Annotated in this window: 13 protein-coding genes; 9 read left to right on the top strand and 4 right to left on the bottom strand. The window is 71.7% G+C overall.

Annotated features, from left to right (window positions below; translation table 11 throughout):
- Positions 1-5: 5 nt before the first annotated feature.
- Together AMK31_RS18980 and AMK31_RS18985 are read right to left on the bottom strand one after the other, a co-directional pair.
- Positions 6-260 (bottom strand): MoaD/ThiS family protein, encoded by a 255-nt coding sequence (locus AMK31_RS18980; protein WP_073941815.1) that lies wholly within the window; start codon positions 258-260, stop codon positions 6-8.
- A 99-nt stretch (positions 261-359) separates the two neighbouring features.
- Positions 360-1,247: an alpha/beta hydrolase gene (locus tag AMK31_RS18985; protein ID WP_073941726.1), complete on the bottom strand. Its 888-nt coding sequence runs from the start codon at positions 1,245-1,247 to the stop codon at positions 360-362.
- 272 nt (positions 1,248-1,519) lie between these two features.
- Between AMK31_RS18985 and AMK31_RS18990 the strand changes: the two genes are divergently transcribed.
- The 5 genes from AMK31_RS18990 (at position 1,520) to AMK31_RS19010 (ending at position 6,807) form a co-directional block, all read left to right on the top strand.
- Complete coding sequence (locus AMK31_RS18990; protein WP_073941727.1) at positions 1,520-2,305, top strand: response regulator transcription factor; 786 nt, start codon at positions 1,520-1,522, stop codon at positions 2,303-2,305.
- A gap of 108 nt (positions 2,306-2,413) precedes the next feature.
- Positions 2,414-3,451, top strand: coding sequence for a LacI family DNA-binding transcriptional regulator (locus AMK31_RS18995; protein ID WP_073941728.1), 1,038 nt, complete (start codon positions 2,414-2,416; stop codon positions 3,449-3,451).
- Positions 3,452-3,598: 147 nt separating this feature from the next.
- Complete coding sequence (locus AMK31_RS19000; RefSeq protein WP_274535968.1) at positions 3,599-4,567, top strand: S1C family serine protease; 969 nt, start codon at positions 3,599-3,601, stop codon at positions 4,565-4,567.
- 66 nt (positions 4,568-4,633) lie between these two features.
- Positions 4,634-5,371, top strand: a complete 738-nt coding sequence (locus tag AMK31_RS19005) for a response regulator transcription factor (RefSeq protein WP_073941730.1) — start codon at positions 4,634-4,636, stop codon at positions 5,369-5,371.
- Entirely contained in the window at positions 5,368-6,807 is a 1,440-nt protein-coding gene (locus tag AMK31_RS19010) for a sensor histidine kinase (RefSeq protein WP_073941731.1), read from the top strand. Before AMK31_RS19005 ends, AMK31_RS19010 begins: the two co-directional genes overlap by 4 nt.
- A 2-nt stretch (positions 6,808-6,809) precedes the next feature.
- Here the strand turns inward: AMK31_RS19010 and AMK31_RS19015 are convergent, their stop codons facing one another.
- Positions 6,810-7,154 (bottom strand): DUF6281 family protein, encoded by a 345-nt coding sequence (locus AMK31_RS19015; RefSeq protein WP_073941732.1) that lies wholly within the window; start codon positions 7,152-7,154, stop codon positions 6,810-6,812.
- 117 nt (positions 7,155-7,271) lie between these two features.
- Here AMK31_RS19015 and AMK31_RS19020 point away from each other — a divergent pair, with 117 nt between their 5' ends.
- The gene (locus AMK31_RS19020; protein WP_073941733.1) at positions 7,272-9,335 is read left to right on the top strand and encodes a pectinesterase family protein; all 2,064 of its coding nucleotides are present in this window, start codon (positions 7,272-7,274) and stop codon (positions 9,333-9,335) included.
- A gap of 46 nt (positions 9,336-9,381) precedes the next feature.
- Here AMK31_RS19020 and AMK31_RS19025 read toward each other — a convergent pair whose 3' ends face one another.
- Positions 9,382-9,639 carry a winged helix-turn-helix domain-containing protein gene (locus AMK31_RS19025; RefSeq protein ID WP_073941734.1) on the bottom strand — a complete coding sequence of 86 codons (258 nt, stop codon included), beginning with the start codon at positions 9,637-9,639 and terminating at the stop codon, positions 9,382-9,384.
- 154 nt (positions 9,640-9,793) lie between these two features.
- Between AMK31_RS19025 and AMK31_RS19030 the strand changes: the two genes are divergently transcribed.
- Genes AMK31_RS19030 through AMK31_RS19040 form a run of 3 tightly spaced genes read left to right on the top strand, consistent with a single transcriptional unit; the run spans position 9,794 to position 10,802 of the window.
- Positions 9,794-10,063: a hypothetical protein gene (locus tag AMK31_RS19030; protein WP_073941735.1), complete on the top strand. Its 270-nt coding sequence runs from the start codon at positions 9,794-9,796 to the stop codon at positions 10,061-10,063.
- Positions 10,060-10,425, top strand: coding sequence for a hypothetical protein (locus tag AMK31_RS19035; RefSeq protein WP_073941736.1), 366 nt, complete (start codon positions 10,060-10,062; stop codon positions 10,423-10,425). The genes AMK31_RS19030 and AMK31_RS19035 overlap by 4 nt, the downstream gene beginning before the upstream one ends.
- Positions 10,426-10,454: 29 nt before the next feature.
- Positions 10,455-10,802: a DUF6247 family protein gene (locus tag AMK31_RS19040; protein ID WP_073941737.1), complete on the top strand. Its 348-nt coding sequence runs from the start codon at positions 10,455-10,457 to the stop codon at positions 10,800-10,802.
- The last annotated feature ends 78 nt before the right edge of the window (positions 10,803-10,880 follow it).

A 10,880-nucleotide genomic window follows, 5' to 3' on the forward strand; every position in this document is an offset into this window, starting at 1 on the left:
TCTGGTCACCCTCCTGCGAACGGCGGGAGCACCTCGACCGTGCCGCCGTCGGCCAGCCGTACCGTCTCATGCCCGCGGGTCCCGACGGGATCGCCGTCGATGAGGAACGAGCATCGCCGCAGCACCCGCGCGAGCTCGCCGGGGTGCCGCTCCCGCACCGCGGTGAGCGCGTCGGCGAGCGTGCCCGCCTCGTACGCCTCCTCGGCGACCCCGGCCGCGGCCTTCGCGGCGGCCCAGTAGCGCACCGTGACCTTTGCCATCTCGTCCCTCACGTCAGTCCACTCGTGAACGCTGCCAGGCTAGGCCCTGCCGTCAAATTCCCGTCGTCCGCCCGGCGGGCGGGAATTTGACGGCGGGGCCTAGCCCGCCGCGCCGAGGGCCCAGTCTCCGATGCGGTCCAGGAGGGCGTCGTCCGCCGCGTTCTCCGCGTGGCCCATGTCTGGTTCGAGCCACAGCTCGCCGTGTTCGCCGGCGGCCGCGGCCAGCATGTGCGGGTGGTCCAGCGGGAAGTAGCCGTCGCGGTCGCCGTGGACGACGAGGAGCGGGGTGGGCGCGATCCTCGGGACCGCCTCGACCGGGGAGAGCGGGACCGGGTCCCAGTCGCGGTGGTGGATGCGGGTGCGGAAGCCGTAGCGGCCGACGAGGCGGCCCGCGGGCCGGGTCACCAGCCAGTGCAGCCGGCGCATGGGGGCCGTGCCCCGGTAGTACCAGCGCGCCGGGGCGCTGACGGAGACCACCGCGGCGATCTCCTGCTCCCGGTGCAGCGCCGCGTGCCGCAGCACCACCGAGCCGCCCATGGAGAAGCCGACGGTGATCACGCGCGTGTGCCCGAGGGCGCGGGCCCAGTCCACGGCGGCGGCCAGGTCCAGGACCTCGCGGTCGCCGACGGTGGAGTGGCCGCCGGAGGCACCGTGGCCGCGGAAGGAGAAGGTGACGACGGCGCCGTGGCGCGCGAGGGCGCGCGCGACCCGGCGCATGTGCGGGCGGTCCACATCACCGGTGAAGCCGTGGGCGATCACGAACACGGGGTGATCGGCGGATGGCCGTGAGGCGTCGGGAGAGGGCGAACGGGCGAGGTCGTATACAACGGCCGCCGGATCGTATACGGCTTCGATCCGCACGCCGTCCGACGTGTGCAGATACGTACGCAATCGCGCGGAACCGATCAGCCCCGCCGTCTCGGAGTGTGGACGAACGGTGGAACGGGGCGTGGATCGGGCCACATGACCTGCCGGACCTGAGCTCATGTGGGCTATTCTGCTTGGCAGAGGACTCGGGCAGCGTAGCCCCCGGGTCCTTTTGTGCTTTCGGAAGCGTTGTATACGACGCGGGAAACCGCAGGTGTACGGGCCGTCGAACGCATAGCGGCCCGCGAGGGCCGCCGCGGATCCCAGGGGCGCGGGGAGCCGCACCGTACGAGCAGTGCCGCAAACGTCCTCGCAGGGACCGAGGAGGAACCAGACGTTATGGGCGAGCGAACCGTGCACGAGCGTGAGACGACCCGGGCAGGTGGAGTGCGATGAGTTCTCTGCTGCTCCTGACCAATGCCCTCCAGCCGTCGACGGAGGTGCTTCCCGCCCTCGGCCTGCTTCTGCACAACGTGCGAGTGGCCCCGGCGGAAGGACCGGCACTCGTCGACACCCCGGGTGCCGACGTCATCCTGATCGACGGCCGCCGCGATCTCCCGCAGGTCCGCAGCCTCTGCCAGCTGCTGCGCTCGACGGGCCCCGGCTGTCCCCTGATCCTCGTCGTCACCGAGGGCGGCCTCGCCGCCGTCACCGCCGACTGGGGCATCGACGACGTCCTCCTCGACACCGCCGGCCCGGCCGAGGTCGAGGCGCGGCTGCGGCTCGCCATGGGCCGCCAGCAGATCGTCAACGACGACTCCCCCATGGAGATCCGCAACGGCGACCTCTCGGTCGACGAGGCGACCTACTCCGCCAAGCTCAAGGGCCGGGTCCTCGACCTCACCTTCAAGGAGTTCGAGCTCCTGAAGTACCTCGCCCAGCACCCGGGCCGCGTCTTCACCCGCGCCCAGCTGCTCCAGGAGGTCTGGGGCTACGACTACTTCGGCGGCACCCGCACCGTCGACGTCCACGTACGACGGCTGCGCGCCAAGCTCGGCCCGGAGCACGAGTCGCTGATCGGGACCGTCCGCAACGTCGGGTACCGGTTCGTCACCCCGGAGAAGGTGGAGCGCGCCGCCGAGGAGGCCAAGGCCAAGGCGGACCGGGCGGCCAAGGCGGACCGGGCGAAAGCGGATGAGACGGACGGTGTGCCCGCCTCCGTCGCCGGCGAGGCCTGACCGGCGCACCGGCCCGCGCCACGGCACGGCGGGCCGGTATCCCGGGCGGGCGCGGCCAACACTCAAGACGCCCTGCCCAGAGCGGGTCTCTCCGCGTAGACTCCGCGCGTGGCCAAGGTGACTCGGGATGATGTGGCGCGGCTGGCGGGAACTTCGACCGCCGTCGTCAGCTATGTCATCAACAACGGACCCCGGCCGGTCGCCCCGGCCACGCGCGAGCGTGTCCTCGCCGCGATCAAGGAACTGGGGTACCGGCCCGACCGGGTCGCCCAGGCGATGGCCTCCCGGCGCACCGACCTGATAGGCCTGATCATCCCCGACGCCCGCCAGCCCTTCTTCGGGGAGATGGCGCACGCCGTCGAACAGGCCGCGTCCGAGCGCGGGAAGATGGTCCTCGTCGGCAACACCGACTACGTCGGCGAACGCGAGGTCCACTACCTGCGGGCGTTCCTCGGCATGCGGGTGTCCGGACTGATCCTCGTCTCCCACGCGCTGAACGACCTGGCGGCCGCCGAGATCGAGGCCTGGGACGCGCGCGTGGTGCTGCTGCACGAGCGCCCCGAGTCCATCGACGACGTCGCCGTCACCACCGACGACCTGGGCGGCGCCCAGCTCGCCGTACGCCACCTCCTCGAGCACGGCTACGAGTACGTCGCCTGTATGGGCGGCACCGCCGAGACCCCCGCCGTCGGCGACCCGGTCTCCGACCACGTCGAGGGCTGGCGGCGCGCGATGGCCGAGGCCGGCCTGTCCACCGAGGGCCGGCTCTTCGAGGCGCCGTACAACCGCTACGACGCCTACCGGGTGGGCCTTGAGGTGCTGTCCGGCCCGGACCGGCCCCCGGCGATCTTCTGCTCCACCGACGACCAGGCGATCGGCCTGCTGCGCGCCGCGCGCGAGCTGCGCATCGACGTGCCGGGCGAGCTGGCCGTGGCCGGCTTCGACGACATCAAGGAGGCGGCGCTCGCCGACCCGCCCCTGACCACGATCGCCTCCGACCGCTCGGCGATGGCCCGGGCGGCGGTGGACCTCGTCCTCGACGACGGCCTGCGGGTGGCGGGGTCGCGCCGGGAGCGGCTGAAGGTGTTCCCGTCGCGGCTGGTGGTGCGGCGGTCGTGCGGCTGCGCGGAGCCCGCCTCCGGCTGACGGCGACGGCGTACGGCGGCGGCTGCACACCGGCGGCGTACGGCAGCGGCTGTTCGGCAGCGGCTTTATATCGGGCATACGAGGTTCTGCCGGGCTTCTCAGGGAGCACTCAGGCAGCTCTCATGGTCGGGCGACAAGCTCATGTCCATGACCGAGAGCAACGTGAATCCGGAGTGGCCGCCCCCGCCGGCATACCAGCCCACCGCGCTTCCGACGGAGCCGACGGAGCCCGTGACCCGGCGGCGCGCCAAGAAGCGCGGGCCTGTCGCACTGCTCACCGCCGTGGCGATCGTCGCGGCCGCGATCGGCGGCGGCACGGCGTACGGCATCCAGGAGCTGACCGGCGACGACACGGTCGCCGCGAGCAGCAGCACCAGCACCAACGTCGTGCCGTCGAGCCAGAAGGGCACGGTCGCCGGGGTCGCCGAGGCGGTCAGCCCGAGCATCGTCGAGATCGGCGCGACCTCCAACGCCGGGTCCTCCACCGGCTCCGGCGTGATCATCACCGGCGACGGCGAGATCATCACCAACAACCACGTCGTCTCCGGCGCCTCGGAGATCAAGGTGACGACCAGCGACGGCAAGGAGTACGCCGCCCAGGTCGTCGGCACCGACAGCAGCAAGGACCTCGCCCTGATCAAGCTGGACGACGCCTCCGGGCTGACGGCGGCGACGCTCGGCGACTCCGACGGCGTGCAGGTCGGCGACCAGGTCGTGGCGATCGGCTCCCCCGAGGGCCTGACCGGCACGGTGACCAGCGGCATCGTCTCCGCCCTGGACCGTGACGTGACCGTCTCCACCGACGAGGGACAGCAGCAGCAGCGGCAGCCCGGCGGCGGCTGGCCGTTCGAGTTCGGCGGTCAGGAGTTCAACGGCGACACCGGGTCGTCCACCACGACGTACAAGGCCATCCAGACCGACGCGTCCCTGAACCCCGGCAACTCCGGCGGCGCGCTGATCGACATGAACGGCAACATCATCGGCATCAACTCGGCGATGTACTCGGCGAGCGGATCCTCCTCGTCCGACGCCGGCAGTGTCGGCCTCGGCTTCGCCATCCCGGTCAACACCGTCAAGGCCGACCTGGCGGAGCTGCGGGCGGGCGCGAGCGGCTGAGCAAACGTGCGACGCTGACAGCGTCAGACCACGCCACGTCCACCACCGCACCCGAGGAACCACGCCATGAGCCCCGCCGAAGGCGACCGTGACCCCCAGCGCATCCTCATCGTCGACGACGAGCCGGCGGTGCGGGAGGCGCTTCAGCGCAGCCTCGCGTTCGAGGGGTACGACACGGAGGTCGCGGTCGACGGCGCGGACGCCCTGGAGAAGGCGACCGCGTACCGGCCCGACCTCGTCGTCCTCGACATCCAGATGCCCCGCATGGACGGGCTGACCGCGGCGCGGCGCATCCGCGGCGCCGGCGACACGACGCCGATCCTCATGCTGACGGCCCGGGACACGGTCGGCGACCGGGTGACCGGCCTGGACGCCGGGGCCGACGACTACCTGGTCAAGCCGTTCGAGCTGGACGAGCTGTTCGCCCGCATCCGGGCGCTGCTGCGGCGCAGCTCCTACGCGGCGGCGGTCGCCGGCGCCACGGCCGAGACCGGCGAGGCGCTGGCCTTCGCCGACCTGCGCATGGACCTCGCGACCCGTGAGGTGACGCGGGGCGGGCGGGCGGTGGAGCTGACCCGCACCGAGTTCACCCTGCTGGAGATGTTCATGGCGCACCCGCGCCAGGTCCTCACACGGGAGCAGATCCTGAAGGCGGTGTGGGGCTTCGACTTCGAGCCGTCGTCGAACTCCCTCGACGTGTACGTCATGTACCTGCGCCGCAAGACGGAGGCGGGCGGCGAGCCGCGGCTCGTGCACACCGTGCGGGGCGTGGGGTACGTCCTGCGGCAGGGCGGCACCGAGTGAACCAGGCGGTGCGGCGCCTGCGCGCCCTGCCGATCCGCTCGCGGCTGGCGCTGCTGGTGACCACGGCCGTGGCCGTGGCGGTGGCGCTGGCCTCGGCCGCGTGCTGGTTCATCACGCGGGCGCAGCTGACTTCGCAGTTCGACACGACCCTGCGGCACACCCAGGTCCACGAGCTCTATCTGCGCAGCCTGATCCGGGCCTGCACGTCCGACGGCACGGACAGCATCGGTTCGCTGCCCGGCTACACCGTGCAGATCGTGACGGCCGACGGCTCGGCCTGCCGGCCGTCCTCGGACGCCGAGCTGCCCGTCTCCGGCCAGGACGTGGCGGTCGCGCGCGGCGAGCAGCGCGACGCCCTGCACACGGTGACGGACGGCGACGGCGTGAAGCGGCGCGTCCACACCTATGTGCCGGGGCCCGGCCCGGTCACCGTCGGCGTGGAACGCTACGCCGTCTCGCTGGCCCAGCCCACGACGACGGTCGACAAGCCACTGACGAACCTGGCGTGGGTGCTGCTCCTGGTGTCCGGGATCGGCGCGGTGGGCGCCGGGGCCGCCGGCCTGTGGGTCGCGCGGACCGGGCTGCGGCCCGTCGACAGGCTCACCGAGGCCGTCGAGCACGTGGCCCGCACCGAGGACCTCACCATCCGTATCCCCGTGGAGGACGACAGCGACGACGAGGTCGCGCGGCTGACGCGGTCGTTCAACTCGATGACCTCCGCGCTGGCCAGCTCCCGCGACCTCCAGCAGCAGCTGATCGCGGACGCCGGACACGAGCTGCGTACGCCGCTCACCTCGCTGCGCACCAACATCGAACTCCTCACCCGCAGCGAGGAGACCGGCCGCCCCCTTCCGGAGGCGGACCGAAGGGCGCTGCTCGCCTCGGTGAAGGCGCAGATGACGGAGCTGGCCGCGCTGATCGGCGACCTCCAGGAGCTGTCCCGCCCCGACACCGGCCAGGCCGGCGACCGTACGCAGGTGATCCCGTTCCAGGACGCGGTGGAGTCGGCGCTGCGCCGGGCCCGGCTGCGCGGCCCCGAGCTGACGATCACCGCGGACGTACGGCCGTGGTACGTGCGGGCGGAGCCGTCGGCGCTGGAGCGGGCGGTGGTCAACGTCCTGGACAACGCGGTGAAGTTCAGCCCGGCGGGCGGCACGGTCGACGTACGGCTCGACGGCGGCGTCCTCACGGTCCGCGACCACGGCCCCGGCATCCCCGCCGACGAGCTGCCGCACGTCTTCGACCGCTTCTGGCGCAGCCCCGGAGCGCGTGCCCTGCCGGGCTCGGGCCTGGGCCTGTCGATCGTGGCGCGGACGGTTCAGCAGGCGGGCGGCGAGGTGACGCTCGCCCCCGCGGACGGCGGCGGCACGCTGGTGACGGTGCGCCTGCCGGGGGCTCCGACGCCGCCGCCCGAGGCGCCCGGCGACAGCGCCTGACGTCACGGCAGTTCCAGCTCGGGGTCCATACGGGTGAACACCACGTCGTCGGGCGATCTGCCCACAGCTATCGCGGTGGCGGTGTCCCAGCCCACGACCCGGTAGGCGTTCAGGGTGGTGGCCGGGCTGCCGGGGTCATCGTCGTTCGGGGTGTCGTCACAGGGCGGCTGGGCAGCGGTGCCGATCCGCTCGCCGACCTCGAAGTCGACGTTCTCCGCACCTACGTACGCGTGCCCCTGATACGTCACCACGTACGCGCAGGACGCCGCCCCCTCACCCCCGCCGCCCGCGACCGTGCACCCCGTGACCGGCAGCAGCAGCATCAGCGCCCCTCGTGCAGCCCTCATGCGGGCCCCCTTCCCTCATGACTCCGACGCCGGTCCCGTCCGGTTCGTTCACGGCAACCCTTCCGCCTCCCGCGGCGACTACCGGGCGACCATCCCCACACGGAACGGAACCCGCGCATGAGTGAGACCCATGGCAAGCCCCGTCACCGCAGGCGCAGGACGACGTTGCTGGCGGCCGGTGTGCCCCTCGCCCTGACCGCCGCGGGCGTGCTCGTGCTCGGCGAGGACGCGCAGCCGAAGGCCGCCGCGGCCGCCACGGCCGCCGTGCCCGCCTGGGCGACCGCCACCGCGGACGGCTTCGCCTCCGTCGACTCCCTCGGCCAGAACGGCACGTACGGCGGCCGGGGCGGACAGATCGTCACCGTGAAGACGCTCGCGGACCTGGAGAAGTACGCGACGGCCGCGGAGCCGTACGTCATCGTCGTGGCCGGGACCATCAACATGTCGCCGGTCGGCAAGGAGATCAAGGTCCGGTCCGACAAAACCATCATCGGATCGGGCACCTCGGGGCAGATCGTCGGCGGCGGCTTCTTCCTCGGTACCGGCGTGCACAACGTGATCATCCGGAACCTGACCATCCGGGACTCGTACCAGGGCACCTGGAACGACAAGGACCACGACTTCGACGCCATCCAGATGGACGGGGCGCACCACGTCTGGATCGACCACAACGACCTGCGGCACATGGCGGACGGGCTGATCGACGTCCGCAAGGACAGCACCAACGTCACCGTGTCGTGGAACAAGCTGAGCGACAACAACAAGACGTTCGGCATCGGCTGGACCGAGAACGTCAAGACGGACATCACGATCCACCACAACTGGATCCGCGAGACCGAGCAGCGCAACCCCTCCACGGACAACGCCGCCCACGCGCACCTCTACAACAACTTCCTGGAGGACACCCCGGGGACGGACATCACGTCCTCCTACGGCAACTACTCGCGCGGCGGCACGAAGATGGTCCTGGAGAACTCCTGCTTCCAGGGCATGCGGAACCCCGTCATCAAGGACGCCACCGCGACGATCGTCCAGCGCGGCAACGTCTTCTCCGGCACCAGCGGCCGCAACGAGAGCGGTGGCACGGCGTTCGACCCGAAGACGTACTACGGCTACACGCTCGACAAGGCGGCGGACGTGCCGGCACTCCTGAAGTCCGGTGCCGGGCCACGCGGTTCCATCGGAACGACCACCGCCGCCAGCGCCACCACCAAGGCCGCCGCCACCACCCTCACCGTCGCCCAGGACGGCAGCGGGCAGTACAGGACGGTGCAGGCCGCCGTGAACGCCGTCCCCGCGAACAACCCGTCCCGGGTCGTCATCGCCGTGAAGCCGGGCACGTACCGCGAGACGGTGAAGGTCCCGGCCAACAAGCCGCACGTCACCATCCAGGGCACCGGCGGCAGCCGCAAGGACACCGTCATCGTCTTCGGCAACGCGGCGGGCACGCCGAAGCCGGACGGGTCGGGCACGTACGGCACCGCCGGCAGCGCCACCGTCGCCGTCGAGGCCGACGACTTCCAGGCCCGCAACCTGACCGTCACCAACGACTTCGACGAGAAGGCGAACCAGTCCCTGTCCGGCCACCAGGCCGTCGCCCTGCGCACCGCCGCCGACAAGGTCTTCCTCGACGGGATCATCGTCAACGGCGACCAGGACACCCTGCTCGTGGACACCGCGGCCAAGGACCGGCTCGGCCGGGTCTACATGACCGACTCCTACGTCACCGGCAACGTCGACTTCATCTTCGGCCGGGCCACCGCCGTGATCGACCGGTCCGTCATCACGCTGAAGAAGCGCTGGGACGGCACCTCCGCCGGCTACGTCACCGCCCCGAGCACACCCGCGAACCGCAAGGGCATCCTCATCGCCAACTCCACCGTCAACGGCGACGTGGCCGACCGCACCTTCCACCTCGGCCGCCCCTGGCACGCGGGCGGCGACGCGACCCTCGACCCGCAGACCACCGTCCGCAACACGACCTTGAGCGCGGCGATCCGCACCGCTCCCTGGACGGACATGAGCGGCTTCTCCTGGAAGGACGACAGGTTCGCGGAGTACGGGAACACCGGCCCCGGCGCGGGCGCGGCGAGCGGTGACCGCCCGCACCTGACCGCCGCCCAGGCCGCCGACCAGGAGGTCGCGGACTGGCTGGCGGGCTGGGTGCCTACGGCTTCCTGAAGGCCTGCCTCCGGGCCCCCACGACGTAGAAGCCGGCGCCGCGCGCTCAGTCGCGCGGCGCGCTGTCTTCCGGCTCGACACCGGGCGGCAACACGTCGACCACGAAAGAGCCCTTGTGGGGCAGGGTCTCGATGAGTCCTCGCTCGCGCAGGTCCCGCAGGGCGCGCCGAATCGTTCGGTCAGCGACACCGTGCATCTCCGCGAGCCGTGTGATGCTGGGCAGTGCTCCGCCGGGCGGAATGCGTCCCGACCTGATCTCTTCCTCGATGACGCCTGCGATCCGCTGCCATTCGTACTGGGCCATGCCCACAGCTTCGCCTGGTGCACCATTACCCGTATTGGCAGGGCGTGGTGCACCGAGGGCATCCATGGCGTACCGTGGTACATCGACAAAGTACCCCCGCGACGGGTGCAAGCCGTCCGGGGGCGTGGCCGAACGCTGAAAGAGGAGCGTCGACATGACCGACCTTATCCACCGCACCACCCTCTGGCTGCGCCTGCTGCTCACACCCGGCACCGGAAAACGCCGCCGCACCCCGCACCGACCGCACCTCACCGCCGTACCGCGCGCGCTCCCGGAACCGCTCCCCCAGCCCCGGTCCCCGTACGGCCTCGACACCCCACTCGACGGCACCGCCTCCCGCCTCGTGCGCCCCTACCTCCGCGCCGCCGACCACGGCATCGACCTGGACCAGCGCCTGATCGGCACCCGGGAGGTGGCCGCATGACGCGCCCGCCGGCCCGCCGCACCGCCACCTTGCGCCTGCTCCCCTGGCCCTCCCCCGACGGCAAACCCTGTTACCTGTCCACGGACGACGAGGGCGGACCCCTCTCCCGCCTCGCCGACGAGATGGAGGCGTTACAGCTCGACACCGCCGCCGACGTCCTCGGCCTCGCCCGCGCCGTGCTCGACGACCCCGCCTCGCCGTACACCGAGGTCCGCTACGCAGGACTCCGGCTCGCCGAGTGCCTGACCGACACCCTGCGCGTGGCCGAGTCCCGCGGGCTGCGTGTGTCCGGCCCCGACGAGAAGGACCGCCCCCACTTCGGACAGCCCGCGCAGAACCAGAGGAGCGGACTATGGTCGTAACCACGACGCATCGAAGGAGCCCATCGGTCATGTCCGCCCACGCCAGCGAACCGACACCGGGCGTCCCCCCCATGCCCGAGCGCAACCCGAAGGCGCTGCGCGAGGCCATCGCCCAGTACGCCCCCCAGCTGCTCCCCGACTTCGACGAGCACTGGAGGTGGGCCGTTGCCGACGCGTACGACATCAGCACCGTGCCGGCGTTCATGGCCCGGTGGTGGGGCGAGTACGCGATCGCGCGCGATCCGAAGCTCGATGCACACATGAAGGACCTCCACCGGCGTGCGGCGGAGTCCACAGACATCGAAGAGGCGAAGACGCTCCTCGAAGAGGCTTCCAACATCCGCTACCAGGCCCGGCGGCTGGAGCCCGGCCAGTGACCGACGACGCTTTCATGGGTCCGCCCTGGCAGATGGACTGGCCCGAACGCAGCTGACGCCCCCCGGCCCGGTGCCGGA

The organism is Streptomyces sp. TSRI0107 (genome assembly GCF_001905845.1).
Lineage (GTDB): Bacteria > Actinomycetota > Actinomycetes > Streptomycetales > Streptomycetaceae > Streptomyces.

Excerpts from the sequence above, each read along its gene's own strand:
- AMK31_RS18980 (WP_073941815.1), bottom strand. The coding sequence starts at position 260 with ATGGCAAAGGTCACGGTGCGCTACTGGGCCGCCGCGAAGGCCGCGGCC.
- AMK31_RS18985 (WP_073941726.1), bottom strand. The coding sequence starts at position 1,247 with ATGAGCTCAGGTCCGGCAGGTCATGTGGCCCGATCCACGCCCCGTTCC.
- AMK31_RS18990 (WP_073941727.1), top strand. The coding sequence starts at position 1,520 with ATGAGTTCTCTGCTGCTCCTGACCAATGCCCTCCAGCCGTCGACGGAG.
- AMK31_RS19000 (WP_274535968.1), top strand. The coding sequence starts at position 3,599 with ATGACCGAGAGCAACGTGAATCCGGAGTGGCCGCCCCCGCCGGCATAC.
- AMK31_RS19005 (WP_073941730.1), top strand. The coding sequence starts at position 4,634 with ATGAGCCCCGCCGAAGGCGACCGTGACCCCCAGCGCATCCTCATCGTC.
- AMK31_RS19015 (WP_073941732.1), bottom strand. The coding sequence starts at position 7,154 with ATGAGGGCTGCACGAGGGGCGCTGATGCTGCTGCTGCCGGTCACGGGG.
- AMK31_RS19020 (WP_073941733.1), top strand. The coding sequence starts at position 7,272 with ATGAGTGAGACCCATGGCAAGCCCCGTCACCGCAGGCGCAGGACGACG.
- AMK31_RS19025 (WP_073941734.1), bottom strand. The coding sequence starts at position 9,639 with ATGGCCCAGTACGAATGGCAGCGGATCGCAGGCGTCATCGAGGAAGAG.
- AMK31_RS19030 (WP_073941735.1), top strand. The coding sequence starts at position 9,794 with ATGACCGACCTTATCCACCGCACCACCCTCTGGCTGCGCCTGCTGCTC.
- AMK31_RS19035 (WP_073941736.1), top strand. The coding sequence starts at position 10,060 with ATGACGCGCCCGCCGGCCCGCCGCACCGCCACCTTGCGCCTGCTCCCC.
- AMK31_RS19040 (WP_073941737.1), top strand. The coding sequence starts at position 10,455 with ATGTCCGCCCACGCCAGCGAACCGACACCGGGCGTCCCCCCCATGCCC.